We start from the raw sequence: 24278 nt of genomic DNA on the forward strand, positions 1-24278 counted from the left end.
GATCCCTCATGACGTTCTCTGCCCAGCCCGTCAGTACGCATGAAGCACGTGTCCTGGAAGACATTACTCAGCACGAAATTACCGCCCTCAAAACCCGGCACAATCTTGCCGACGCCCACACCCACCAGAACCAGAGCCGCACCCAGGCCGACATCGTCCGAAAGCTCCCCCAGTTGTGGCAACGCGCGCAGACGCTGACCCAATACGAGAGCGAGCAAGCGTTCATCAAGGCGTTTTATCAGTTTCACGGTCAGCACCATGCGCTCAAGCGCAGCGATGAGATCTACCTGGTGTACGCCGCCTCGGTGGCGATGCACATCACCGCCACCTTTCTGCGCAAGCACGACATGAGCGTCGCCCTGATCGAACCCTGCTTCGACAACTTGCACGATCTGCTCAAGCACATGGAAGTGCCGATGACCCCGCTGCCGGAGGCGATCCTGGCTGACCCTACCCAGGTCTACCGGCTGCTGGAGAAAACCGCATCGTCGGTCGACGCGATTTTTCTGGTGGACCCGAACAACCCGACCGGCACGTCCATGTTTGCCGAGGGCCCGGAAACCTTTATCGAAGTCGCGAAGTACTGCCGCGATCACGACAAGATCCTGATTCTGGACTTCTGCTTCGCCTCGTTTCTGAAGGTAACCGGCGGTCAGCGCGTCGACGCCTACGCGATCCTCGATGAGATCGGCACCGACTACCTGGTGATGGAAGACACCGGCAAAACCTGGCCGCTGCAGGACACCAAATGCGCGACATTGATGAGCAGTCGCCGCTTGAACCCGGAGATCTACAGCATCGTCACCAGCGTGCTGCTCAACGTTTCGCCCTTCATTCTTCAAGTGGTCACCGAGTACATCAACGACAGCGAAGCCGATGGCTTTGCCTCCGTTCGCGACGTGCTGCAGACCAACCGCAAGGTGGCACGCGAATACCTTGAAGGCACGATGCTGCGCTACGTAGAACCGGCCATCGAAACCAGCGTTGCGTGGTTTGAAATCCAGCGCGATGACCTGTCGGGGGATGACCTGCAGGCCTACTTGCTGACCCATCAGGCGTACGTTTTGCCCGGTCGCTATTTCTTCTGGAGTCATCCGGAGCAAGGTCGCTCTTTTGTGCGCCTGGCCCTGGCACGCGACCCTGACGCTTTCGAAGCGGCTCTGCAGGTTATCCGCCAGGCGCTGGAGGCTTACGATGCTTGAAGAGGCGCCGATGATTGACGCGACGGTGTTCATGGGCATGCATCACCAAAATGCCGACATCCGCGCCAAGTCGCTGGGGTTCTTCACCCGGCGTTATCACAGCGAAGTGCGCATGAGCTTCAGCCAGATTGGCGTCTGCGATGCCATTATCTGGAAGAAGGCCCGCGCGCTTCAGGACGTTTACTACCCCTTTATGGATGTTCTGCACTCCGACATGAACATTCTGCGCGCGGGCTACAGCGACGCAGCGCTGACCCGGGCGGCCAGCAGCCCGGCGTTGGCCGGGCTGTCTGCGGAAAAGCGCCTGCAGGCGGCGCAGGTGCTTGAGGCCAATTGTCTGTTTTATACCCATGACCGCGATTACCAGGACTGCGCGGCGCTGAAACCGCACCTGGCTTCATTCGATGCCGCGTCCGCCGCCAATGTATTTCCGGAGGGTTTGCAGCGGCTGTATGACGCGTCCCTTGACCTGGTCATTGCCGAGGAGGATTACCAGCATGTCTAGACATCAAGTGCTGGTGCCCCTGGTGACGCCGCTCGACGCCGACGCGAGGGTCTGCCGGCAAAGCGTGAAGCAGCTCGTTCGTGCCTGCGCGCCGGTGGTTGAAGGGTTTATCCCGTGTCTGACCTCGGGCGAGGGCTGGAATCTGTCCGCCGCGCAGTGGACCGACATGCTCAGGTACACCCTGGAGTTTGCCGGAGACACCCATCGCGTTGTGGCGGGCATTGAGCTCCCCACCACTGAGGAGGTGATTGAACGGGCCGAACTCGCGGGGGAGCTTGGCGCCAGGGAAATCATCGTGACGTCACCCTTTGCCGAAGGCATCAGTCAGGCGCACATTCTGGCCCACTACCAGGCCATTCACAGCCGCACCCCCCTGGACCTGCTGGTCTACAACGAATCGGCGCTGTCGGGTAATGAAAAGAGCTTCGACACGCTGTTGAAAATTGCTCGGCTGGAGCGTGTGACCGGCCTCAAGGACTCGCCGAGCCAGGCGCGGACGCAGGCGCAGATCGACCGGATCCGGGGGGAGGGCGTGGATTACTTCATCGGCTGGGAACGGGAACTGGCCGGCGCGTTGATCAGCGATGGAAACGTTGTCTCCCTTGCCAACCTCGAGCCGGCCCTGTGCCGGGTGGCCTGCCTCGCACAGCAGCCAGACGTTGCAGCCATCGTGGCCCGGCTGAATGACACATTCTGCCTGGGTGAGGATGACTGGTACGCACACGTGAAGCGCGAGCTGGCGGCCCGCGGGGTCCTGCGTTCGTCGCTCACGACGCAGAAACAGAGTGCTCACGAGCGCGTTGCTCTCGAGCCAGTCAGTGCGGAGTACGCCAGATGATCGTTTCCCAGAAATCGCTGTTTCGCGCAAACCGGGCACTGATCGAGACGCTTCAGCCCATCCCCGCCGAGCTGCTGGACTTTGAGCAGCAATGGCTTGACGCTGCGATCCGCGACAGCATGACCGAGCAGCAGCCGGCCAATCTGGGCGAACTGCGCGCCATGCTCGCGGCGCTGGTGGAACAGGACAAGGCAGAAGAGCCAGAGACGGCGCGCTACGTGGCCGAACATATGAGCCTGGACGAATTCAAGATCCTCGTGCAGGAGTTCGCCCTCGACGGTCTCACCGAAGCCCAGGTGTTTTATCACCTCATGCCGCGTCTGAGCCTTGAAGCCCAGATGCCCATGCTGCGGATGATGATCGACGAATTCGGTTCGGGGAACATCAAGCGTTCGCACACCACGCTCTATCAGGTGCTGCTGGATGAACTGGGCATGCCGACGGATCTGGAAAGCAATATTCAGGCGAACGCCGAGGCAGGTTGCACGTTTCCCAACATGTTCTGCTGGCTGACCATGCGTGCCCAGGATCCGTCGTATTTCGCTGGCGTCATCACTTACTTCGAGACGGTGGTGCCGTTCTTCTTCGGTTGCTACACCACGCTGTGCGACAGGCTCGGGATCAAAGCCCACACCTATTACAGCGAACATGTGCACATCGACGTCTTCCATGCCCTTGAAGGTCAGCGGCTGCTCAAAGCGATGGACAACGACAAGCAACTGAACCACGCCAATGCCTGGCAAGGCATCTGCATGGGGCGGTTGATCACCAACCATGCGTTCGATCAGGCGGTGTACAAGGCTCAGTCGATCAACATCGGCGAGGGCGTTGCCCATGCTTGACGAAGGGGAAGTGGCAGTGAGGCCGGCGACCTTCGTGATTCAAGCCGGGGAGGACCTCTACGAAGTGCCCAGTCTGTGCCCGCACCGCGAGGGCTGGCTGGAGCACGGGACCGTCAATCACAACCGACGGACGATCGCCTGTCCGCTGCACTTCTCGGTGTTCAGTCTGGAAACGGGCGAGCAGTTGAGCGGGCCTGCCTGCGGGAATCTGACCTGCCGCAAATTGACGTGACGGCTTGCAGGGACGCGGATTCGCGTGGCTTGGGCGGTGAGGAATTCGCAGGATTGGGGGGGCGGGGGTCTGTGCGGCGGCGGCTGACGTTCGTCAGCGCCGCCAGACGCTGGATCTCAGCTCAGGTCAGTGCCTGATTCACGCCTGTTCGTCTTGCTCGGTCTCATCGTCGTCGTGCTTGAGCGCAGGCTTCATGCCTGGCTGGGGGGCGTGCACGGCATCCGGCGCGACTTCTTCGCCATGGTTCTTTTTCTCTTGCTGCACTTTTTTGTCGTGGGCGACGTTACGTGGATCGGTCATGGGAATTCCTTGGGTGGGCAGATGATTCGAATGCCTGCCGACGCGGCACGGTGGCCGTGGGCGTCGGGACAAGGTTTGGAGTCAGTGCCGGGTTCAGCGTTCAGTGCATTTCGAGCCGCGATGACTGAGCCCCATGACCCGGTCGCGCGGGCGGACGATGTCGACACGGGAAATGCTCGCGAACCCTCAGCATGCTTGCTGCACAAAAGACGAATGCGTGTAGCAGAACAGGCTCGAGGCCGGCTTCGGACGGCCATAAAGGTAGCCCTGGGCGTAATTGCATCCGCTGTTCGCCAGCCACGACGGCAGATGAGGCAGGTGAAACTCCTCGACCCCTTCGGCCGTGACTTGCATTTTCAGGCTGCGGGCCATGCCCAGAATCGCTTCGACCATGGGCAAGTGATCGGTCTGCCCGGGTTCAAAGAACGACCGGTCTATTTTGATCTTGTCGATCGAGAGGCGGGTCAGGTGATAAAGACTCGAGTAGCCGATGCCGAAGTCATCCAGCGCGACCGTGATGCCGTGATCATGCAACTTGCTCAGGTTCCGCTGTGCTGCGTCGAGATTGCCGACAAGGGCCTCCTCGGTGATTTCGACTTCGAAGCGATGAAACGCAAAGTGTTCTTCCCGCAACTGGTTCAGCAACTGATCGGGAAACAGCACGTCGGTGACCATGGTCGCGCTGACATTCATTGAGAGGCGCAAGCGGTCGTCCCAGCGGTTGGCGGCGCGACAGGCTTGCCTGATCAGCGAGCGGGTCATGACGGGAATCAGCCCCAGGCGCTCGAGCACAGGGATGAACTCCGCCGGCGTGCTGGTGCTGCCGTCGGGTTTCAGCCAGCGTGCGAGCACCTCGAAACCCACGACCTCCTGTGAGGGGAGCGCCACGATCGGCTGAAAGTAGGGCACGATTTCGTCTTCTTCAACCGCCCGCTTCAGCGCCAGTTCGAGGTCGGCCTGAGCCCGGCGCTGCCGTTCGTATTCGCTGTCATAGAAGTTGAAGGTCGAGCGCCCGCTTTTCTTGCCCCGGTACATTGCCGTATCAGCGCAGTGCAGCAAGGCCGATGCCTCTTGCGCATCTGTCCATGACCGCGAAATGCCGATGGTGGCGCCCAGTGCCGAGGGCTCGACCGCGGAAGACAACGGCGCACTGAGCTGAACGACCACGGCCTCTGCGATCTGGCATAGCTCAGTCTGGTGTTTGAAGTTGAGAAACAGCAGGCAAAACTCATCACCGCCCAGACGCACCGCCACCCCGCCGTTATCGTCGGCGATGGATTCCAGCCTGCGGGCTATCTCGAATAGCACAAGGTCGCCGGCTGCGTGACCGTGCTGATCATTGACGGCCTTGAAATGGTCAAGATCGATGAGCATGACCGCCGCAGGCCGCCGCAAAACGAGCTGATTGCGCACCATGTTCATGAAGATACGTCGATTGACCAGACCGCTCAGCGAGTCATAGGTGGCCAGGGTTTCTGTTTGCGCCTGCGCCTGCTTCAGTCGACGGAAGCTCGACTGGGCGTTGGCAATCAGGCGTCTGAGCAGAATGGTCGGGACGATCAGGGAAATCAGCGAAAATCCGGTCGAGGTCAGGACGAAACGCCACCTTTCGGCGTCTTCAAAGTCAGCGTCGTACGGCAGCGCGAGCCAGTGCATGACCCAGCCTTCGAGCTTGAATTCCCACAGGACGGACAGGCCAATCACAGTGGACACTGCGATCATTAGCAATATAGGCAGGCGACAAGGGTTGCGGCGGTGCAGGTCATTCATGTCAGGCCTCACTGGGCCAGAAGGGGAATTGTGATGTCAGACTGCCATCTTCGCACATAGGTTCGTACCGTTGATCGCAGAATCTTGCCTGGACGCCGAACGGTGGTCTGCGTGTAATCGAAAAAGGGTAAAGGCCGCAGTGTGATGATCCCTCGGAGGCCACTGCCTTGGGACGAAAGCGCAAATCATGACTGAATCATTGGCCGCATGCTTTAAGGTGTCCGTGCAGTCCGACCACTGATCCTCGATCACAGACCATTCACCCGGCGACAGCCAACTCAGTAACAAAGGAGCTAACCATGACCGATTCTCTGTACGACATTCCCCTCAAGCAAATCGATGGCACGCCAGCCAGCCTGGGCCAGTACAAGGGTAAAGTACTGCTGGTGGTGAACGTGGCCTCCAAATGCGGTCTGACGCCGCAATACGAGGGGCTCGAAAGCCTTTACCAGAGCAAGAAGGACGCCGGGCTTGAGGTGCTGGGTTTTCCGGCCAACAACTTCAAGGAACAGGAGCCGGGCAGCGACAGCGACATCCAGTCCTTTTGCTCGACTACCTATGACGTGCACTTCCCGCTGTTCTCGAAAATCTCCGTCGCCGGCGACGACACCCATCCCCTCTACCGTGAACTGACGGCCGCCCAGCCCGCTGCCACCGGCGACGGCCCGTTCCGTGAACGCCTCAAGGGCTACGGTATCGAAAGCGGCGCAGGCACCGAGGTCCTGTGGAATTTCGAGAAATTCCTGATCGGGCGCGATGGCAAGGTGATTGGTCGCTTTGCGCCGGATGTGACGGCCGATGATCCACGGCTGACTGCGGCCATTGACGAAGCCCTCGCTGTTTGACGCATGAGTCGTCCGCTGTTTGTGTCTCTGGATGGGCCAAAGGGTGTCGGTAAGACGACGCTGCTGGAGGCCGTCACCCAGTCACTGAGGGCTGACGGCCAGAAAGTGATCCGGTTGTGCGAGAGCAAACGTGATCCCCACCGGGGTGAAACAATGGCCCTCGTTAACCGGCTGGCCAGACAGCCCGATCGCGATCTGGAATGGGAGGTGTGTGAGCGTCTGGCGGCCAGCCGTGGCTGGATCTCCCGGCATGTGCTGACTCAACAGCCAGCCGACAGCATCATCCTGATCGATCGCTGGTACCCGTCTGACGCCGCGTTTCGCCGAATGGTCCCGTTCGCAGAGATCCTGCAGTTGAACATTGACCAGGACGTGCGAGTGCCGGACGTGCATGTCGGTGTCGTCACTGCGGCCGGGATTTCATGGGCGAGGGCAGCCGCACGCCGGCGTGGGTTAAGCAGTACGGTCATTCATTCGCTGGAGGAGCACACCGCTTGCACTGAAGCGTTTGAGCGGGCGATATCGGATAACGGCTGGGTGCTGTGCCGAAACGAAGGGCTGATCGAAGACGCAACGAGGCAGGTGATCGCAGAGATAGACAAAGTGCGTGAAGTCGCTTTGCCGTAGCAGGCACCGAGGTGGATGACGCGAATACGGCAGTTTCTGTGCCCATAAACGCAGTTCGGGACCGAAGGGGAAAAATCCCCTCCAGTCCCGATGGCCTGTCTACGCGCTGCGTTGACGTATTACCCGGCAGCGTTACGCCGATGGCTTGAGCACGACTTTGGTCCAGCCGTCGTCGCGCTGATCAAAGTGCTTGTAGGCGTCCGGACCTTCGGACAACTTCAGGCTGTGGGAAATGATCTGCGATGGCTTGGCGCGGTCATGGTGAATCAGCTCGGCGAGGCGACGGTTGTACGCCTTGACGTTGGCCTGGCCGGTACGAATCTGCTGACCTTTGAACCAGAAAGAGCCGAAGTCGAAGGCCATCTTGCCTTCTTTTGCCAGATCGCTGGCGGCGTTCGGATCCTGTGGCACAAAGACACCCACGACACCGATACCGCCGGTTGGCTTGGTGGAGGCAACGAGGTTATTCATGGTCTCGTGATTGGCTTCGTGGCCGTGCTTGTCGCAGCACTGATAACCCACGCATTCGCAGCCACGGTCGGTGCCTTTGCCGTTGGTCAGGTTCATGATCTGCTCGACGGCCTGGGTCTGCGCCGTGTTGATCGGCGTGGCGCCCAGCTTGGCCGCCAGGGCCAGACGGTCTGGATGGTTGTCGACCACGAAGACTTGCGAGGCGCCTTTGATCATCGCCGAATGGGCAGCCATCAGGCCGACCGGGCCTGCGCCGTAGATCGCGATGCTTTCACCCGGCAGCAGGCCGGACAATTCTGTCGCGTGCCAGCCGGTGGGAAGGATGTCCGACAGCATGACGTAATCGTCTTCTTTTTCCTTGGCATCTTCAGGCAGCACCAGGCAGTTGAAGTCGCCATACGGCACGCGCAGCAGTTCGGCCTGGCCGCCCTCGTAAGGCCCCATCTCGGCAAAACCATAGGCGCCACCGGCACTGCCAGGGTTGACGGTCAGGCAGTAACCGGTCAGGCCGCGCTCGCAGTTATCGCAGAAGCCGCAACCGATGTTGAACGGCAGGCAGACCATATCGCCCACTTTCACGCGATCGACTCCGGCACCGACTTCGATGACTTCACCCATGTTTTCGTGACCCAGGATCCGGCCTGTTTCAAAGCTGGTGCGGCCTTCGTACATGTGCAGGTCGGAACCACAAATGTTGGTCGTGGTGATGCGGACCAGGACATCGGTTGCTTTTTCGATTTTGGCATCGGGAACGTTCTGAACGCTGACGTCATAAGGACCGTTGTAAATAATGGCTTTCATGGGTTCTCCAGAACATTGAGATGCAGATACGGATAGTTCGCCAGTTTTAGTACGACCGTACCGACCTGCCGTTCAAAGAGATTTGCCGCGAGTGACGAACGGTAGATGCTGGCAAAAGGCTCTAGAACGAGCCTTGTGGCCCCCTGATGACGAGAAAATCCACCCCATCTGTGCAATCCGTGGCAGCTCCACCAGGGTAAATTGCGTCTGCACATCAACCCGATGTGACGGAGTGGAAATGAACATTCAACCGAATACAAAACGCGCACGGGTCACCGCGTCGACCGGCGGCATCGGTTCTGCGATTGGCAGGCGGCTTGTCATCGCCTTTTCGCAACCAGCAGTGTCAGAACATCCTCGGCCAGCACTGGCGGGCTGAGCAGAAAGCCTTGAGCATAAGGACAGCCCAATTCCCTGAGCTGGTCCATCTGGCCAGGGGTCTCGACGCCCTCGGCGACAATTGCCAGGTCCAGCGCCTCGCCAAGGGACAGGATACTTTTGACGATGGCGACGCTGCGTTCATGTTTCATCATGCGGGTGACAAAGGACCGATCTATCTTGATGGCGTCAATGGGGTAGCGGTCGATGTAGCCGAGGGAGCTGTAGCCCGTACCGAAGTCGTCCAGCGCGATCCGGATACCCTGAGCGCGAAGGTCTTCGAGGGTCTTGGCAACGATTTCCGGCTCATGCAGGAATACTGACTCGGTGATTTCGATCTGCAAGGCGCGGGCATCGAATCCGGTCTCTGCAATAATTCCGGCGACCTGAAGGGCGAAGTCTTTGCGGTTGAGCTCGACCCCTGACACATTCACGTTCAGCTTGATACCGGCCGAACCGGTAGCGTCACCCCACCGCTTGACCTCGCGACAGGCGTTGCGCATGACCCACTGACCCAGATCGCAAATGACGCCAATGTCTTCAGCCACGCTGATGAACACATCAGGCGCGACGATCCCCAGGGTCGGGTGGCGCCACCTTACCAATGCTTCAACGCCCACCACCGCTTCAGTGGTGATGGAGAATATCGGCTGGTACACCAGGTAGAACTCATCGCGAGTGATCGCGTGTTTGAGCGCGTTCTGCATCACCAGCAGGTCGATGGATGCCTGGCGCATGGAGAGGTCGAAGACGGCCCAGCTGCCACGGCCTTTCTTTTTCGCCGCGTACATGGCCACGTCCGCATCCCGGATCAGGTCTTCGGCGGTGGTGTGCTGAACGTCCAGCGTTGCAATGCCAATGCTGCAGGAGATGAAAAGCTGTTGCCCGTCGATGGCGGTCGGCAAGCTGAGGGCGTGGGTCACGCGCTTGGCGGTCTCGATCGCCTGCTCCTGATGGCCTTCGTCGGTCAGCAATATCGCGAACTCGTCGCCCCCGATGCGGGCGATCACCGCCGTGGGCTCAATGCACTCGCTCAGGCGCTCTGCCACGCTTTTGAGCAAGCTGTCGCCCGCATGATGCCCCATGCCGTCGTTGACATACTTGAATCGGTCCAGGTCCAGGTACAACACCGTGGCCGCACCGGGATTACCGGCGTTCCCTCTGCTCAACGCCGAATGGATGCGAGCCATGAAATACCCGCGATTCTTGAGCCTCGTCAACTCGTCGTGGAACGCCGCGTAGGAGAGTTCGTCCTGAATACGCTCCCGCTCGATCAGCCGCGACTCAAGCGCCACGCGCTCCTCGCGATCAAGCTGGGCCTGGCGAAAATTCTGTTCTGCGTCTTTACGCTCTGTGATGTCGCGCTGTACTGAAACCCAATGAGTGAACCAGCCTTTCTCGTTGGCCACCGGCACGATACTGAGCTGCACCCAGAACTTGGTCCCGTCACGACGCGTGTTGATCAGTTCGACCTCGACGGGATCCCAGCGCTGCAGCGCGTCCCTGATTTGCTGCAGCGTGGCACGATCAGTCTCAGGGCATTGCAGGATCCGCGGCGTCTTTCCCATGACTTCTTCGAGGCTGAAACCGGTAGTGGTGAGAAACGCCGGATTGCAATACACGATGCGCGGTCCGGGCAAATCGATCGGTTCTGCTTCGGTGATCAGGATGGCGTCTTTCGCGTTGACCACCACTGACTCCAGCAAGCGCAGGCGCTCGATGACGGCTGATCCGCCGACCGCAGGTGTGGGGTCTGTCTTGAGGGAGTCATAGAGGTCGGCTGCATGGGTTTGCACGCCATAGATATGCGCGGCGCTGAGTCGCTTGTGGGGGAGCGGGATCGTCATCAAGACCGCACCGGTCAGGGCAGCGTCGCCATCCCGAAGGGCGACGCAGACCAGCGACTCGTTGACCACTCGATCCAGCCCGGCAGGCAGCGCAGCGTCAGCGGGCATGGCCTCGCCAACGTCGACGACGTCTCCGTAGGACAACACCATCTTTAACCAGCCGCCGGTGATGTCGTCTGCGCGCACCTCCGGCGCAGTGCCGTAGGTGGCCACCGTGCACCACTGCTCTTCGTCTCGCACTATCAGGATGGCGCCCGTCGCCCCGGTCAGGTGGGAAGCAGCGTCGAGAAAATGACCCAAAACTTCATGATTCTTCAAACCGGGGTGAGCCTTGGCGGCCATGTGCATTACCTGAAAAAAGGGGACGAAGTGCCAGGCGGTTATACGAAACGCGTAACGATCGTGAACCTGGAGCGGCTGGGTGGGGGAACTGCTGCACCTGCAAGCCGGTAGCACTTTCGGTATCGGCGTGTCGACGAAGTTCAACAGGGCAATGTGGGAACGATTTGCGCGTCAGACGGCGATCACCAAGGCAGGCTTTCCCATGGTCTCGCCATGCCCTGGGAGTGCGCCGACCCGCAGGGAATGTCGCTCAATGGCGCGGCGGGAGCGACGACACTACCACGGGCTGGACAGGCAAACCGAAGGTCTTCAGCAGGGACTTGCTTTTCGCACCGAAGGTTCAAACTTGTACAAGATTAAATAAATGTACAACCTTGCCTAAAGTTTCTGGCAGCTGCTGCCGATCGATTATCTGAAACGTCAACATTACAAGACGAGAACACTCGCGCCCGGCCCGAGCGCGCCTCTGTCTGAGGCGTCTCACGAACAGTGAACCGCGGTCACCGAACGCTTTTCAGGGAAGGAGCCCCGCCCACTCAACATCCTTTTTTGCGGACCTGCCCCATGAACAATTCATCCAATTCGACTGCCGAACTTGCCCAGACCGGCGCAGACCTGAACTCCCTCCTCAACGCTATCGACCGTTCACAGGCCGTGATCGAGTTCGATCTGCAGGGGAACGTGCTGTATGCCAACCAGAACTTTCTCGAGTGCATGGGTTACGACCTCGAAGAAATTCGTGGGCGCCATCACCGGCTGTTTTGCATGCCCGACTATGCGACCAGCAAGGAATACCTGATGTTTTGGGAGAAGCTGGGCACCGGCAAGTTCGATGCCGGCCAGTACCAGCGTCAGGCCAAGGACGGACGGCAGATCTGGCTGCAGGCTACCTACAACCCGGTGATGGACAACAATGGCAAGCCTTTCAAAATCGTGAAATTTGCCAGCGATGTCACCGAAGTGCGCAATCGCAATGCCGAATGGGAAAGCAAAATCGAGGCGATCGAGCGTTCACAGGCGTTGATCGAATTCAGCCCTGAAGGCTATGTGTTGACCGCGAACAGCAAGTTCCTCTCGGCCATGGGCTACACGCTGGATGAAGTCGTGGGCCAGCACCACCGGATGTTTTGTGAGCCCGAATACGCCGCGTCTTTGGCATACCGCGAATTCTGGGAGAAGCTGAGCAAGGGCGAGTACGACTCCAACGAGTACAAGCGCCTGAGCAAAGACGGTCGGGATGTCTGGATTCAGGCGTCCTATAACCCGATCCTTGATGCCCAGGGCCAGGCCTACAAGATCGTCAAGTTCGCCACCGACGTGACGGATACCAAAGTTCGCACAATGGAGCACGAAGGCAAGGTCAACGCCATTAACCGCGCCCAGGGCGTGATCGAGTTCGACCTGAGCGGCAATATCCTCTCGGCCAACGCCAACTTCCTGGATCTGGTCGGTTACCGGATGGAGGAATTGAAGAACCGCCATCACTCGCTGTTTTGCGAACCCGAGTACGTCAAGACCACGCCTTATCGTGAATTCTGGGGCGCGCTGAGCAGCGGCAAGTTTTTCACCGGGCGCTTCATGCGCATCAGCAAGTACGGTCAGAAAATCTGGATTCAGGCGACGTATAACCCAGTGTTCAATGCGGTGGGGCAACCCTACAAGGTGGTCAAGTTCGCCACCGACATTACCGCTCAGGTCGAGCTGGAAGAAGCCATTGAAGCCAAGACCCAGGCGATGGATGAGTCCGTCACGCGTCTGATGCAGGCCATCGAAGAAGTGGTCAAAACCACTGGCGACGCCAACGATCAGGCGCGCATTACCCAGGATGAAGCCCAGCGCGGATCCCAGACCCTCAGCGAGGCGTCTGCGGCGATGGACACCATCGGCAAATCGGCAGAAGACATTCAGGAAATCATCGAGGTGATCAGCACGATCGCCGGTCAGACCAACATGCTCGCATTCAACGCCGCGATTGAAGCGGCGAGGGCGGGTGAGCATGGGCTGGGCTTTTCAGTGGTGGCCGACGAAGTGCGCAAGCTCGCTGAAAAGTCTTCGCAAGCCACCACCAAGATCAACAAATTGATCCAGGAGACGGTCCGCCGCATTAACTCCGGCAGCGAGATCTCCCGCAGCGCAGGGAGCGCGTTCGAGCGGATCGTTGCCGGGGTGGAAAAGACCAATGGCGCGATGACGACCATCGGCGCGGCGACGCAAGAACAGCATCATCTGGCTGAGCGGGTCGCTGAACTGATCGGCGAGCTCAACCGTATCAAGCTGGCGACCGGGTTGGGCAAGGGCTTGAGCGCCCCAGGCCAGGTTGAAACGCTATGAGCGACGCCCTGGCTTTTGGGGTAATCAAGCTGGGCGCTCTGGAAGTTGCGATCGAAGCTCAGGCACTGGAGCAGGTGATCAACTGGCCCACCCGGCTGCAGCCCCATCCGCTGCAAGGCGGCGCATTGCTCGGCATGTTCAGTCTGCGCGGGAAGGCGCTGCCACTGATCGAGCTGCGCTCGTTGCTCGGCGAGCACGATGTGTCCCGGCACGATCCGCTGGAGATGGTTGCCATCGTCAATCATCAAGGCCGACGCCTGGGCATTGCGGTCAGCGGCGTCAGTGACGTGATGAAAGTCGAGGCGCGAAACCTGTGCCGTCTCGGCGGGGAGGGCACCGCGGTTGCGCTGCTGCCAGAACTCGTGATGCTGGAACATGAACGAATGATTTACCGGCTCGACCTGGACGCGTTGTGTGGCTTGCCGCAGGTGTTGACTGCGCAGTCGGGCGATGTCGCCCATCCAGTACGGGTGCAGGACCCATCCCAGGCGCTGCGTCACTTGCTGGTGTTCGAGTGCGAAGGAAAGCGCTACGCCGTCGACGCGAAAGCCATCACCGAACTGGTCGACCGCCCCGACATGCTGCCGAGCAAGCTGGGGGGCGATTATTGCCTGGGCGTCGTGAACCGGCGCGGGGTTGATGTGCCTGCCTTGAGCCTGAACCGGATACTGGGCATTGATCGTCCGCCAATGGCGCAGCCCCAGAATCAATTGCTGGTGTTGACCTCGGCAGAAGGCTATCGCATCGGTCTGGTCTATGACCGAATGATCTCGATAGTGCGCAAGCGTGCCCATGAAATCCTGCCGCTGCCCCGCTATGGATTACGAGAGCCCGGGATGTTTGCCGGTGTTGTCGGGCTGGAGAACGGAGACCAGGCATTGTTGCTTGAACATTGCGATTTGCTGGAACGCTCGGAAACGCTCAGTTTCGCCAGGATCTATCAGACTGGCCCGCCAAAGCAGGACGCGCTAGGCGATCGCCTCGCGCAGATGAACCAGACGTGCCTGCTATTCCAGGCGGCGCAGCAGTTTGTGGTGCCGCTTGATCAAGTGTTGGAAATCCTCGATATGCCCGAGCACTTTGTCCGGTTTGCGCAACCGGACACCCATTTGCTGGGCAGTTTCAATTTGCGCGGCGAGCAAATTCCGCTGGTCTGCCTGAGCAGTCTGGTAGAAGGCACCACGCCTCCCGGCAATGCCCTGGAACGGGTGCTATTGGTTAAAGGCGAGGTTAATAACTTCGGGCTGGTGGTCAACCGTACTGACTCCATTGAAACCTTCACCCACCCGGCCTCCGAGCATCCCGAAGGGTGGGAGCGAAGCGCGAGCATCAGGGGTTCGGTCAATGACCGCATGCGCAGCCTGGTGAGCATCGGCAAGGGCGATCAGGTCCGCTGGATGACGCTGATCAATTTGAGCAACGTCGTCAAAGGGCTGGAAAAGGCCGAGGCTCAGGAAGAGACCCAACGCCGCGCCAGCTGAGCAACAGATGATGGCCCCCAAGCCCACTGAACAGCCTGGTCGCTGCTATTGGATGGACTGTCCAACTGTTTGCCTGGCAACACGTATCCAGCAAAACGTTGTTTGCCGGGCTTTCGATAAATACGTTGCCGGCGGGTTAACTCGCTGAAATTTATCTGAATTATTAGCTGGCACAGTTGCTGCTATTTCCACTTCAGGAAGGTGTTCAAACCGTACCTGGTGACCACGCCAGGCGGCTCCCTTGCTCTGTCTGGAGATCGGTAGATGAGTCAGAACGCAATTAAATTCGCCTACTGGGTACCTAACGTCAGCGGTGGCTTGGTCGTCAGTAAAATCGAGCAGCGCACCGACTGGGGCATCGAGTACAACCGCAAGCTGGCACAAATTGCCGAGCAGTCGGGCTTCGAGTACGGGCTCACGCAAATCCGTTTCACGGCCGGATACGGCGCAGATAACCAACACGAGTCCGTCGCGTTCAGTCATGCGTTGTTGGCGGCGACCGAGAAACTCAAAGTGATCGCGGCCATCCTTCCCGGTCCCTGGACGCCCGCCGTTGTCGCCAAGCAGCTGGCGACAATAGACCAACTGACGGCAGGCCGCGTGGCGATCAACATTGTCAGTGGCTGGTTCAAGGGTGAATTTCAAGCCATTGGTGAGCCATGGCTGGAGCATGACGAGCGCTACCGTCGTTCGGAAGAGTTCATCCAGGCGTTGAAAGGCATCTGGACAACAGACAACTTCACCTTCAAAGGTGATTTCTACCGCTTCCACAATTACACACTGCGCCCGAAGCCCATCCAGCAACCCCATCCTGAAATCTTTCAGGGCGGCAGCTCCTGCGCCGCCCGCGACATGGCTGCGCGGGTGTCCGACTGGTACTTCACCAACGGCAATACGCTAGAAGGCATCAAGGCTCAGGTGGATGATATTCGTGCGAAGGCAGCGGCCAACGGGCATTCAGTGAAGATCGGCGTCAACGCGTTCATCATCGCTCGCGAAACCGAAGAGCAAGCACGCGCGGTGCTACAGGAAATCATCGATCAGGCCGACCCTGAAGCCGTGAATGCGTTTGGCGATGCGGCAAAACAGGCCGGCAAGGCCAGTCCTGAAGGCGAGGGGAACTGGGCCAAGTCCACCTTTGAAGACCTGATTCAATATAACGACGGGTTTAAAACAAACCTGATTGGAACGCCCAGGCAGATTGCCGAGCGCATTGTGGCGTTGAAAGCCGTGGGCGTGGACCTGGTGCTTTCCGCATTTCTGCACTTTCAGGAGGAAGTCGCGTATTTCGGTAAACAGGTACTGCCACTTGTACGTGAGCTGGAAGCTTTGAATCACACTGGTTCTATTGCTCAAAGCGCTTGATACGTTGATGAGCGAGAGACATTCCAGACGCTGGAAACAGAAAAGCCCGGCGAACCGGGCTTTCTTAAACCGAAGGCTACTTATTGAGCGGCTTTCAGTTTGATCACGTCACCGGATACAGTCGTGGTATAGCCATTCAGAACCCAGGCCCAGAACCACTTTTCCTGCACTTGAGTATTGATCAGCGCATCGCCACCTTTGGCCTGGATGGCGTAACTCTGAGCGCGGACAAAACGGTCGTTCTGACGAATCGGGATCAGGCCGAAAAGCATCAGGCCAGTCGCGCTTGCCTCGCTATGGCCAACGACGGTGTACTGGCTCCTGTCATATTGCTGAGTCTTCATGGCGGTGCCGGTGCAACCCGCCAGAACCAGACCACACACTGCAGAAGCGATGATTTTGCTAAAGGACTTCACGTAAAACTCCATTGACTATAGCCCGAATCCAATTATCGGGCGGCGACACTTTACCCGAAGGGATAACACTTAGACACATCTTCAATTTCATTCGAGGTGTCTATTAAATCCGGGGCGATTCAGATCGCCCCAATGACCTGAATGACCGATGCCTGTGACGGGAAAACATTGTTGCAGGGAAGGCCTAAAGCAAGCGCTGCATGAGCGAATGCTCTTTGCCCCAGGCATGAAATGACTCTAGATACTCCCATCCTCGCTTTGCGTAATAGTCACGTCGGTCATGTGAATCCTTGAGAGGAGCAGGTTTGCAGCGTCTGATTCAGGTGTGCGTGCTGCGTCGCTACCCACGGCTGCCGCAACGTAGTTGCAGGAGTTCAAACCATCGCCCACCGGTTGAGCGATGCCGAGCCGACAAAACAGTCGTGGCAAGCCAGCCGGGCGATATCACTGTTGCGGCGCCCGCCGTTTGGCGGAGTACTTAGGGAAACCAGGCGAATGACTGATTACCGGCGTTCGGCTAACATCGGCCATATCAAAACGACCTTGGAGATCTAAATGTCCCGCCTTGCTGAATTCCGCAAACTTGAACAGCAGCTCGCAGCCCAGCTCGCCGAACTTGAAACCCTGAAAAATGATAGCGGCTTGAAGAAAGAAATCGAATTTGAAACCAAACTGCGTGGCCTGCTCGGTGAGTACGGCTTCAGCTTGAAAGAGATAGTCGGCATTCTCGATCCTCAGGGATCCAGCGGTCGGCAGTCTGCTCCAGTGGCTGCCGAGAAAAAAACACGTAAGGCCCGAGAGATGAAGGTTTATAAAAACCCCCTGACAGGTGAGGTCGTAGAAACCAAGGGCGGCAACCACAAGCTTTTGAAAGCCTGGAAAGGCCAGTTCGGCGACGAGGTTGAGAACTGGTTGGTTAAATGACCCGGTGAAGCTGAAACAGCCGTCGTGAGACGGCTTTTTTATGACTGCGATTGCGCCCTGACGTGAGCTATGAAGCGTCTGGAGACGCTTTCCAGGCCGGGGCTAGCAAGCCTGCGTGTTTAGTACTCAGCTTGCGAACTTGTAATCACCGCCTTTTTCTACCGCACTGATATAGGCCGGCCGCGCCTGGAACCGGTCGATCCACGCGGAGAGGCCAGGGTAGTCGTGCAGCATGCCTTGGGACTTTGCAAACTCGCCAATAAAGCTCATCTGGATGTCCGCGCCGCTGATTTCTTCGCCCAACAAGTACGGGGTAAGTTTCAACGCGGTCTCCAGATACCCCAGATAGTTGGCCAGTTCAGATTCGATTCGCGGGTGCAGCGGCTTGCCGGCTTCCCCAAGACGCCCGACATACAGGTTGAGCATCAGCGGCAGCATGGCCGAACCTTCTGCGAAATGAAGCCACTGCACGTATTCGTCGTAGGTTGCGGTGGCCGGGTCAGGTTGCAAACGGCCGTTGCCGTGGCGGCGGATCAGATAATCGACGATAGCGCCGGACTCGATCAGTACATGAGGGCCATCCTGAATCACCGGGGATTTCCCCAGCGGGTTTATGGCTTTCAGCTCTGGGGGCGCCAGGTTGGTTTTGGCGTCTCGTTGGTAGTGCTTGATCTCGTAGGGAAGGGCGAGTTCTTCCAGTAACCAGAGGATGCGCTGCGAACGGGAGTTATTGAGATGATGAACGATGATCATGAAGTTCTCGATGAGGCTTAAGGGTGTGTAAGGACAGACTCTTGTGGCGCACCGTGGTTCTAAATGGTTGTCAGCGTTGGCTTGATCATTTGGCGAGGCGAGCACTTGGGACGTCTAAGCCCATGGCGGTTACAGGCGCAGAATCGGTTAGCCGTCATGCGCAGGAGCCCGGAGGCTGATCGTCGCTGAACTAATCACTGCCCCTGGCCCCTAATTCTGCGCACGTTGCCCCATTCCCAGGCTGATCCTGGGTCACTCACATACGAAGGTTTGGTGAATCATGAAGAGCGAACAGGTAGAAGGCGTTGTAGAGCAGATGGCCGGCAAAGCACAGAGCGCAGTAGGGAAACTGTTTGGTGATTCGACGCTGGAGGCGGAAGGTACCGGTCGCCAAGCTTCCGGTCAGTTGACCCAGGCCTATGGCGATGCCATGGACAGCGTCTCTGCGTTTGTTAGAGAAAAACCAGTCGCTGCAGTGGCAATTGGTGGGATTGCTTTGCTGATTCTGGACCGTCTCTTCCGCCGCTGAGTGAGGAGCAAGGAAAGCTCCGCCTGGGGCGTCCCGCTCTGAGTTTACATTTCCCCGCCTCCTTAAGGACTGTCTACCAGCAGCTTGAAGGAGGCGAGGTCAGGTACCTTCTTTTGATTCGCTGTCTCTTTTGAGCGCGCTGGGTATTAACCCCGGCAGCAATAAGCAAATTATTCCCATTGCCCGTTCGACCAAGCCACTTAGCGAAAGCTAGTGTGAAGGCATGGATCGATCGCGTTCGGCCTTGCGCGCCGCTTTGACGATCAGCCAATAGAAAACCAAAAGTAAGGGCAGCGGAAGGATCAGCGTCAGCAGGGCGCGGATGCCCTCGGGCATGTCACCGGTATCGAGATCTCCGAACACCTGGATTATCAAGATACATGTAACGAACCACGAGAAAAGGTTGCTCGCCAAGACGGCCATGACCCTGAAGAAGACTCGCCAGAATCTTGAGGGGTGGTCCACGTTCTTTGATGCTGGCGGCATTGCGGTATTAGGGACCAGCACAAGTGCGCCGACAATCCCCAAGCCCCATTGGAAGACCGTGATCCAGGCTGTGAGCGTCATGAGAGAGTAACCAAGCAAGCGAAGGTGCGTTGAAACGATTTAAAGACGCGGCCAAGACTGTAGTTAGCTTTTGGCAATGGAGCTGTGGCAGCGCTGTGCAGTGACATGATTCATGCTCCATCCGTGAATACGTGCCCGATCCTTGCGAAAGACGTTACGAGCTGACCGACATTTTGCTTAAGAGCACGTTGGTATGACAAGCGTGAGGCCGATGTCAAAGGCCAGCTGTCAATAGGCGGCTGGGCGGATGCATGAGGTAAAGTGTTTCATAATTTAACATAATATACATTATGCGTAACCTGATATTACGTTCCCAGGGCGGTTGGAGCGAGAATCGAACGCTATGGCTGTCGTGCCTTTATGTCGCCATCCGCCATCCGCCATCCGCCATGCTGACATCAAGGCTCATCTTGAGTGCTGGCGGCTCACCGCTTCCTCCAATCTTGCTGATCCAACAACTGTGATCAAGCCTTGCCTGCACACCACACCACACCACGCAAAGTTAACGCCGCATTCGAATCCGCTTTGAGCAACCTGCGAGCGTTGTCGACACTTATGACCCCATCGGTGCCGAGTGCGCGCATCCAGCACGCGTCGATCTCTACGCATCGCCAACGCACGCACCACAAATCCCGTGTCACGCGGCGCAGATCTCCAGACCTACGGCACTGCATGTCAACGACACTGGAAGCTCATCCCCAGGATCTTGAACAGCAGCCCTGGATACCCATGCTGGAACCCCGCACCAGATGCAGCCGCCCGAGGTCTGAACCAGGACGCCTCCAATGGTCAGCCACCCAAACCCGGTAACTGGCAGTCCCCAATACCTCTCAACGTGGTCGCCAACGCCCGAAGTTGCCCTGAAACCCACGTAGAGCAAGCCCTGCAGAGCATCGGCGCATTTGTAACAGCGCCTGATAATCCGCAAAATCGCCATGCTTATGGGCTTAAACTCGCCCAAGCGCTCAGTGGCACATGCCGCCCGAGCAAAGGTAACGGCAGAATTAGCGTGTAAGTCCCAGACCATTCCACCAAACCCATCGATGGATCCAGGCAACCCCGCTAACACACCCCAACCCACAAATGCAATATCCGATAACTGTCAGACCCGGATATTGCATCTACGCCCATCCTGCCTGATCATGCCGACACCTTCCGCGTTGCCACCAAGCGAATTCCCATGCCCGCGCCCTCGTCACCTCATCCCTTGTTCGAAACCTACGCGAAGTTTGGCGAGCTCAACTTCAGCTCCTTAAAGGAAGAGCTTCCTGCGATCCGTGAATATCTCGAGCAGTTCCCCGCCGAGACTCAGGCCATCGAAGGCTACCGCGCCGTGCGCAGCTTTCTCAAATCCTACGCCGGCAATGAATCCACGTTTAATTCCTACCGCACCCACGTCGAGCGATTGCTGCTTTGGACAATGCTCAAATCCAGGACGCCCCTCCTCGCCATGCGCCGCACTCAGGCCGAGAGCTTCATGGAGTTCTGCCTGGCGCCTGACCCCGCCTGGGTGGGCCCGGTGGTCAAATCCCGCTTCACCCGCCTGGGTGCACGCAAGAAAACCGCAACAGACACCTACGTGCTCAACCCCGACTGGCGGCCGTTCAGCCAGACCGTCGCCAAGGAAGAACGCAAGCGCGCGCAGGAAGAAAACCGGCCCGCCCTTCAGGACACGTATCGGCTGGCCCAAGGCTCTGTCGCGCAGATCTTCGCCGTATGCGGCAGTTTTTTTCAGCACGCGATCGACGAAGGTTTCTGTGAGCAGAACCCGTTTCGCGCGGTGAAGCAAAAGAGCAAATACAAGGAGCGCAACACCGATAATCAGGACACGCGCATCCTGACCTCGCTGCAATGGGATTTCGTGCTGGAGACCGCCGAGTTGCTCGCCGCCGAAGACACCAAGTACGAGCGCACGCTGTTCATCGTGGCGACGATCTTTGCCATGTACCTGCGGGTGTCCGATCTGGTGGGCCGCGACAACTGGAAACCGACCATGGGCGATCTGCGCAAGGACAGCGCCGGCAACTGGTGGTACCACGTGGTGGGCAAAGGCAATAAAGCCGGCAAAATCAGCGTGCGCGACGATTATGTCGAAAACTACCTCAAGCGCTGGCGCCTGCATCAGGGGCTGTCTCCCCTGCCCGGCTTCCGTGAAAGCACGCCGCTGATCGCCACGCAGCGCGGTCGCGCCGGGCTGTCGGACCGGCATATCCGCGTGTTGCTGCAGGAAGTATTCGATCGCGCGTTGCAGCGCATGCAAGCAGAGCATTGGCCGGATGAAGACGTCGGCCGTCTGCGCGCTGCGTCCTTGCACTGGCTGCGGCACACTTCGGCCACCTTCGACGCGCCGCACCGCGACATGAAGGATCTGCAAGTCGATCTGCGCCATAACAGCCTCAGCACGACGCAGAACGTCTACTACAACTCCGAGGACGAAAAGCGGGCGTACTCGGTCAAGCGTCTGCCCATGAAAGAACGATCGTGATCGTTCATTGCCTGGCCGGAAACTGAAGGCCGGCGGCCAGGCTAGCCGTTCAGTATCGCCTGATGAATATGCTCCAGCGGCATGATCCGCTGGGCAGCGTTGAGCTTGATGGCCTCCTTGGGCATGCCGAACACGACGCAGCTCGCCTCATCCTGGGCAACGGTGGCGGCGCCGGCGTCGAGCATCTCCTTAAGACCGCGCGCGCCGTCGTCGCCCATGCCGGTCATGATGATGCCGGTGGCGTTCTTGCCGGCGAACTTGGCTACCGACCGAAACAGCACATCCACTGAAGGTCGATGGCGATTCACCTGAGGGCCGTCGATGACCTGGGCGTGGTAATAAGCGCCACTGCGGGTGACCATCAGGTGCTTGCCACCGGGTGCGATCAGCGCCAGGCCGGGCAGGATGCGGTCGTTGTTACGTGCTTCGCGCACCTCGATCGCGCAGATGCTGTTGAGCCGCTCGGCAAAGGAGGCCGTGAACTTCTCGGGCATGTGCTGCACGATCACAATGCCCGGGCAGACCCTTGGCAGAGCCTTGAGCACGGCTTCCAGCGCCTGGGTCCCGCCGGTGGAGGTGCCGATGGCGACGATGCGTTCGGTGGTCTGTGCCATGGCGTGACCACTGGCGGCCGGGAGGATGGCGTCGGCAGTCAACTTCCCTGCCGGCGCGGCTAACGGCGCCGGGCTGGCGCTGCGCTTTCCCAGGTTTCTGACGTTGGAATGTGCAGCAGCACGTATCGCTGCGACGAGCTCGGCCGCCGATTCGATCAGGAAATTCTTCAACCCGGTCGTGGGTTTGGTGATGATTTCGACTGCGCCTGCCGACAGCGCCTGCAGAGAGGTTTCAGCGCCTTTCTGAGTCAGCGAGGAGCAGATCACAACTGGCGTTGGCCGCTCGCTCATGATTTTCTTGAGAAAGGTGATCCCGTCCATCCGTGGCATTTCCACGTCCAGCACGATCACGTCGGGCCATTCCCGGGCGAGCTTGTCCATGGCGAAAATCGGGTCGGACGCCGCGCCCATGACATGGATATCGGGTGTGTCGCTGAGGATGGCCATCAGCACCTGGCGCACCACGGCCGAGTCATCGACCAGCAGAACGCTGATTTTTTTGGTAGGCATCGTGTTGAAGTGTTCCCATTGGTTGGTGCCGAACCCAGACGTTGCCGTTCCACAGGTCGAACATGATCGTGCGGTGACCGGTGCTGCCCATGTCCTGAGCCGTCAGGTGCAGGTGGTAACGCTCGGCCAGGTCCAGCGCTGCGCGAATATTCAGGCTGGCCACATCTTGCGTGCGCAGGTCGCGCGGCTGATCGGGAAACATTCTGCCGCCGCCGAACAGCTTGATCTGGTAATCCTGAACCTGAGTACCGTTGATAAGCGCGTGTCGAAGCAGCAACTCCAGCGCCTCATCGCCATATCGGCCGTCCAGCGGCTGATCGTGACGCGGGCGTCCTGGCAGCATGAAGTGACACATGCCGCCGATCAGCCGTTGCGGGTGCCAGAAAGTGATCGCCACGCAGGAACCGAGCAGTGTGCGCAAGCGCGTGGGACGCGTCGCGAAACTGACCTGGCCAGGGGCCAATACCACTTCGGCGGCGCCGACAGGCATTTTCATGGCTTTCGATAAATCGAGGGCGCCACCAGCTTCAAGATGTCGTTAACACCGTTGAGGCTTTCTGAATGACTGATGATCAAGTAGCCGCCCGATTTAAGCAGCGGCAGCATTCGTGCGACGACCTGGGTCTTGGTCAGCTGATCGAAATAAATCATCACATTGCGCAGGAAGATCACCTCGAATTCACCGAGGGCGGGCAGCGCTTCGTTGAGGTTGACCTGGACAAAATTGACGCGGCTGCGCAATGCCTTGTCGACCAGGAAGGTGCCCTCCTGGCGCCCGATGCCTTTCAGGCAGTACTTGACCAGCAGCGGCTGAGGCAACGTCTCGGCACGGCCCATGGCGTAATGGCCGCTGCGCGCTTTTGCCAGCACTTGGGTACTGATGTCCGAGCCGACCACCTCCCAGGGCGTGGTCCCCAGGCCTTCGGCCAGGGTCATCGCCAGGCTGTAGGGCTCTTCACCCGAGGAACTGGCCGCACTCCATACCCGAAACACCTTGCCCGGCGCGGCTTTGGGCAGCACCTGCTGACGCAGGAAGTCGAAGTGCTTGGGCTCGCGGAAGAAATAAGTCTCGTTGGTGGTCAGCAAATCCAGGGCAACCTGCAGTTCGCCCTTGGGTTCGTCCTTCATGATCAGCTTGAAGTACTCGCCATAGCTCTGCAGCTCGTAATGCTTGAGGCGCTTGAACAGGCGCCCTGCCACGAGTGCTTTCTTGGCGGGCGACAGGTTGATGCCGGCCGCGCGATACAGCCAGCTCTGGAACTGACCGAACTCACGATCATCGATGGTAGCGGTATCTGCCATG

At 58.8% G+C, this 24278-nt stretch carries 23 protein-coding genes; 13 read left to right on the plus strand and 10 right to left on the minus strand.

The genetic code is table 11. From position 1 onward, the window contains the following. Nucleotides 1-8: 8 nt before the first annotated feature. From AC0Z8Z_RS05965 to AC0Z8Z_RS05985, 5 genes are read left to right on the plus strand one after another with little or no spacing between them, the layout of a single operon-like run. A complete protein-coding gene (locus AC0Z8Z_RS05965) occupies nt 9-1202 on the plus strand; it encodes a pyridoxal phosphate-dependent aminotransferase (protein WP_485618382.1) in 1194 nt (397 codons plus the stop codon). Beyond that, a complete protein-coding gene (locus AC0Z8Z_RS05970; protein WP_485618384.1) occupies nt 1195-1707 on the plus strand; it encodes a DUF6190 family protein in 513 nt (170 codons plus the stop codon). Before AC0Z8Z_RS05965 ends, AC0Z8Z_RS05970 begins: the two co-directional genes overlap by 8 nt. After that, nucleotides 1700-2545, plus strand: coding sequence for a dihydrodipicolinate synthase family protein (locus AC0Z8Z_RS05975; RefSeq protein WP_485618385.1), 846 nt, complete (start codon nt 1700-1702; stop codon nt 2543-2545). Before AC0Z8Z_RS05970 ends, AC0Z8Z_RS05975 begins: the two co-directional genes overlap by 8 nt. Beyond that, nucleotides 2542-3387 carry an iron-containing redox enzyme family protein gene (locus tag AC0Z8Z_RS05980; RefSeq protein ID WP_485618387.1) on the plus strand — a complete coding sequence of 282 codons (846 nt, stop codon included), beginning with the start codon at nt 2542-2544 and terminating at the stop codon, nt 3385-3387. The genes AC0Z8Z_RS05975 and AC0Z8Z_RS05980 overlap by 4 nt, the downstream gene beginning before the upstream one ends. Beyond that, complete coding sequence (locus AC0Z8Z_RS05985; RefSeq protein WP_172612165.1) at nt 3380-3619, plus strand: Rieske (2Fe-2S) protein; 240 nt, start codon at nt 3380-3382, stop codon at nt 3617-3619. The genes AC0Z8Z_RS05980 and AC0Z8Z_RS05985 overlap by 8 nt, the downstream gene beginning before the upstream one ends. Before the next feature lie 138 nt (nt 3620-3757). Here the strand turns inward: AC0Z8Z_RS05985 and AC0Z8Z_RS05990 are convergent, their stop codons facing one another. Then, a complete protein-coding gene (locus AC0Z8Z_RS05990) occupies nt 3758-3919 on the minus strand; it encodes a hypothetical protein (protein WP_172612166.1) in 162 nt (53 codons plus the stop codon). A gap of 186 nt (nt 3920-4105) precedes the next feature. Then, a complete protein-coding gene (locus AC0Z8Z_RS05995) occupies nt 4106-5689 on the minus strand; it encodes a putative bifunctional diguanylate cyclase/phosphodiesterase (RefSeq protein ID WP_485618388.1) in 1584 nt (527 codons plus the stop codon). Nucleotides 5690-5988: 299 nt separating this feature from the next. On the opposite strand from AC0Z8Z_RS05995, the gene AC0Z8Z_RS06000 reads away from it, so the two are divergent. Both AC0Z8Z_RS06000 and AC0Z8Z_RS06005 read left to right on the plus strand, forming a co-directional pair. Then, on the plus strand, nt 5989-6534 hold the full coding sequence (locus AC0Z8Z_RS06000) for a glutathione peroxidase (protein WP_485618390.1): 546 nt from the start codon (nt 5989-5991) through the stop codon (nt 6532-6534). 3 nt (nt 6535-6537) lie between these two features. Continuing rightward, nucleotides 6538-7161 (plus strand): dTMP kinase, encoded by a 624-nt coding sequence (locus AC0Z8Z_RS06005; protein ID WP_485618392.1) that lies wholly within the window; start codon nt 6538-6540, stop codon nt 7159-7161. Between the two features lie 132 nt (nt 7162-7293). On the opposite strand, the gene AC0Z8Z_RS06010 is transcribed toward AC0Z8Z_RS06005, so the two are convergent. Both AC0Z8Z_RS06010 and AC0Z8Z_RS06015 read right to left on the minus strand, forming a co-directional pair. Further along, entirely contained in the window at nt 7294-8433 is a 1140-nt protein-coding gene (locus AC0Z8Z_RS06010; protein WP_122537083.1) for a glutathione-independent formaldehyde dehydrogenase, read from the minus strand. Nucleotides 8434-8753: 320 nt separating this feature from the next. Further along, a complete protein-coding gene (locus AC0Z8Z_RS06015; RefSeq protein WP_485618394.1) occupies nt 8754-11000 on the minus strand; it encodes a putative bifunctional diguanylate cyclase/phosphodiesterase in 2247 nt (748 codons plus the stop codon). Between the two features lie 564 nt (nt 11001-11564). Between AC0Z8Z_RS06015 and AC0Z8Z_RS06020 the strand changes: the two genes are divergently transcribed. The 3 genes from AC0Z8Z_RS06020 (at nt 11565) to sfnG (ending at nt 16177) form a co-directional block, all read left to right on the plus strand. Beyond that, entirely contained in the window at nt 11565-13331 is a 1767-nt protein-coding gene (locus AC0Z8Z_RS06020) for a methyl-accepting chemotaxis protein (RefSeq protein ID WP_485618395.1), read from the plus strand. Next, entirely contained in the window at nt 13328-14812 is a 1485-nt protein-coding gene (locus AC0Z8Z_RS06025) for a chemotaxis protein CheW (protein WP_485618397.1), read from the plus strand. The genes AC0Z8Z_RS06020 and AC0Z8Z_RS06025 overlap by 4 nt, the downstream gene beginning before the upstream one ends. A gap of 264 nt (nt 14813-15076) precedes the next feature. Beyond that, a complete protein-coding gene (gene sfnG, locus AC0Z8Z_RS06030; RefSeq protein ID WP_485618398.1) occupies nt 15077-16177 on the plus strand; it encodes a dimethylsulfone monooxygenase SfnG in 1101 nt (366 codons plus the stop codon). Between the two features lie 80 nt (nt 16178-16257). On the opposite strand, the gene AC0Z8Z_RS06035 is transcribed toward sfnG, so the two are convergent. Further along, nucleotides 16258-16593 (minus strand): hypothetical protein, encoded by a 336-nt coding sequence (locus tag AC0Z8Z_RS06035; RefSeq protein ID WP_122537078.1) that lies wholly within the window; start codon nt 16591-16593, stop codon nt 16258-16260. A 555-nt stretch (nt 16594-17148) separates the two neighbouring features. Between AC0Z8Z_RS06035 and AC0Z8Z_RS06040 the strand changes: the two genes are divergently transcribed. Continuing rightward, complete coding sequence (locus tag AC0Z8Z_RS06040) at nt 17149-17517, plus strand: histone-like nucleoid-structuring protein, MvaT/MvaU family (protein ID WP_485618400.1); 369 nt, start codon at nt 17149-17151, stop codon at nt 17515-17517. A 126-nt stretch (nt 17518-17643) separates the two neighbouring features. Here the strand turns inward: AC0Z8Z_RS06040 and AC0Z8Z_RS06045 are convergent, their stop codons facing one another. Beyond that, complete coding sequence (locus AC0Z8Z_RS06045; protein WP_485618402.1) at nt 17644-18270, minus strand: glutathione S-transferase family protein; 627 nt, start codon at nt 18268-18270, stop codon at nt 17644-17646. A gap of 280 nt (nt 18271-18550) precedes the next feature. Here AC0Z8Z_RS06045 and AC0Z8Z_RS06050 point away from each other — a divergent pair, with 280 nt between their 5' ends. Further along, nucleotides 18551-18799: a CsbD family protein gene (locus AC0Z8Z_RS06050; protein WP_485618404.1), complete on the plus strand. Its 249-nt coding sequence runs from the start codon at nt 18551-18553 to the stop codon at nt 18797-18799. A 210-nt stretch (nt 18800-19009) separates the two neighbouring features. Here the strand turns inward: AC0Z8Z_RS06050 and AC0Z8Z_RS06055 are convergent, their stop codons facing one another. Continuing rightward, nucleotides 19010-19366 carry a hypothetical protein gene (locus AC0Z8Z_RS06055; RefSeq protein ID WP_485618405.1) on the minus strand — a complete coding sequence of 119 codons (357 nt, stop codon included), beginning with the start codon at nt 19364-19366 and terminating at the stop codon, nt 19010-19012. Between the two features lie 1180 nt (nt 19367-20546). On the opposite strand from AC0Z8Z_RS06055, the gene AC0Z8Z_RS06060 reads away from it, so the two are divergent. After that, nucleotides 20547-21851, plus strand: a complete 1305-nt coding sequence (locus AC0Z8Z_RS06060) for a tyrosine-type recombinase/integrase (protein WP_485618406.1) — start codon at nt 20547-20549, stop codon at nt 21849-21851. A gap of 41 nt (nt 21852-21892) precedes the next feature. Here AC0Z8Z_RS06060 and AC0Z8Z_RS06065 read toward each other — a convergent pair whose 3' ends face one another. The 3 genes from AC0Z8Z_RS06065 to AC0Z8Z_RS06075 are packed head-to-tail and all read right to left on the minus strand — an operon-like array spanning nt 21893 to nt 24277. After that, the gene (locus tag AC0Z8Z_RS06065; RefSeq protein WP_172612177.1) at nt 21893-22975 is read right to left on the minus strand and encodes a protein-glutamate methylesterase/protein-glutamine glutaminase; all 1083 of its coding nucleotides are present in this window, start codon (nt 22973-22975) and stop codon (nt 21893-21895) included. Next, nucleotides 22938-23471 carry a chemoreceptor glutamine deamidase CheD gene (gene cheD, locus AC0Z8Z_RS06070; protein ID WP_485618409.1) on the minus strand — a complete coding sequence of 178 codons (534 nt, stop codon included), beginning with the start codon at nt 23469-23471 and terminating at the stop codon, nt 22938-22940. The genes AC0Z8Z_RS06065 and cheD overlap by 38 nt, the downstream gene beginning before the upstream one ends. After that, nucleotides 23468-24277 (minus strand): CheR family methyltransferase, encoded by an 810-nt coding sequence (locus AC0Z8Z_RS06075; protein WP_485618411.1) that lies wholly within the window; start codon nt 24275-24277, stop codon nt 23468-23470. Before AC0Z8Z_RS06075 ends, cheD begins: the two co-directional genes overlap by 4 nt. Between the last annotated feature and the right edge of the window lies 1 nt (nt 24278).

Source organism: Pseudomonas sp. 1L-C-7-B-C1 (assembly GCF_057291635.1).

Excerpts from the sequence above, each read along its gene's own strand:
- AC0Z8Z_RS05965 (WP_485618382.1), top strand. The coding sequence starts at position 9 with ATGACGTTCTCTGCCCAGCCCGTCAGTACGCATGAAGCACGTGTCCTG.
- AC0Z8Z_RS05970 (WP_485618384.1), top strand. The coding sequence starts at position 1,195 with ATGCTTGAAGAGGCGCCGATGATTGACGCGACGGTGTTCATGGGCATG.
- AC0Z8Z_RS05975 (WP_485618385.1), top strand. The coding sequence starts at position 1,700 with ATGTCTAGACATCAAGTGCTGGTGCCCCTGGTGACGCCGCTCGACGCC.
- AC0Z8Z_RS05980 (WP_485618387.1), top strand. The coding sequence starts at position 2,542 with ATGATCGTTTCCCAGAAATCGCTGTTTCGCGCAAACCGGGCACTGATC.
- AC0Z8Z_RS05985 (WP_172612165.1), top strand. The coding sequence starts at position 3,380 with ATGCTTGACGAAGGGGAAGTGGCAGTGAGGCCGGCGACCTTCGTGATT.
- AC0Z8Z_RS05990 (WP_172612166.1), bottom strand. The coding sequence starts at position 3,919 with ATGACCGATCCACGTAACGTCGCCCACGACAAAAAAGTGCAGCAAGAG.
- AC0Z8Z_RS05995 (WP_485618388.1), bottom strand. The coding sequence starts at position 5,689 with ATGAATGACCTGCACCGCCGCAACCCTTGTCGCCTGCCTATATTGCTA.
- AC0Z8Z_RS06000 (WP_485618390.1), top strand. The coding sequence starts at position 5,989 with ATGACCGATTCTCTGTACGACATTCCCCTCAAGCAAATCGATGGCACG.
- AC0Z8Z_RS06005 (WP_485618392.1), top strand. The coding sequence starts at position 6,538 with ATGAGTCGTCCGCTGTTTGTGTCTCTGGATGGGCCAAAGGGTGTCGGT.
- AC0Z8Z_RS06010 (WP_122537083.1), bottom strand. The coding sequence starts at position 8,433 with ATGAAAGCCATTATTTACAACGGTCCTTATGACGTCAGCGTTCAGAAC.
- AC0Z8Z_RS06015 (WP_485618394.1), bottom strand. The coding sequence starts at position 11,000 with ATGGCCGCCAAGGCTCACCCCGGTTTGAAGAATCATGAAGTTTTGGGT.
- AC0Z8Z_RS06020 (WP_485618395.1), top strand. The coding sequence starts at position 11,565 with ATGAACAATTCATCCAATTCGACTGCCGAACTTGCCCAGACCGGCGCA.
- AC0Z8Z_RS06025 (WP_485618397.1), top strand. The coding sequence starts at position 13,328 with ATGAGCGACGCCCTGGCTTTTGGGGTAATCAAGCTGGGCGCTCTGGAA.
- sfnG (WP_485618398.1), top strand. The coding sequence starts at position 15,077 with ATGAGTCAGAACGCAATTAAATTCGCCTACTGGGTACCTAACGTCAGC.
- AC0Z8Z_RS06040 (WP_485618400.1), top strand. The coding sequence starts at position 17,149 with ATGTCCCGCCTTGCTGAATTCCGCAAACTTGAACAGCAGCTCGCAGCC.
- AC0Z8Z_RS06045 (WP_485618402.1), bottom strand. The coding sequence starts at position 18,270 with ATGATCATCGTTCATCATCTCAATAACTCCCGTTCGCAGCGCATCCTC.
- AC0Z8Z_RS06050 (WP_485618404.1), top strand. The coding sequence starts at position 18,551 with ATGAAGAGCGAACAGGTAGAAGGCGTTGTAGAGCAGATGGCCGGCAAA.
- AC0Z8Z_RS06055 (WP_485618405.1), bottom strand. The coding sequence starts at position 19,366 with ATGACGCTCACAGCCTGGATCACGGTCTTCCAATGGGGCTTGGGGATT.
- AC0Z8Z_RS06060 (WP_485618406.1), top strand. The coding sequence starts at position 20,547 with ATGCCCGCGCCCTCGTCACCTCATCCCTTGTTCGAAACCTACGCGAAG.
- AC0Z8Z_RS06065 (WP_172612177.1), bottom strand. The coding sequence starts at position 22,975 with ATGCCTACCAAAAAAATCAGCGTTCTGCTGGTCGATGACTCGGCCGTG.
- cheD (WP_485618409.1), bottom strand. The coding sequence starts at position 23,471 with ATGAAAATGCCTGTCGGCGCCGCCGAAGTGGTATTGGCCCCTGGCCAG.
- AC0Z8Z_RS06075 (WP_485618411.1), bottom strand. The coding sequence starts at position 24,277 with ATGGCAGATACCGCTACCATCGATGATCGTGAGTTCGGTCAGTTCCAG.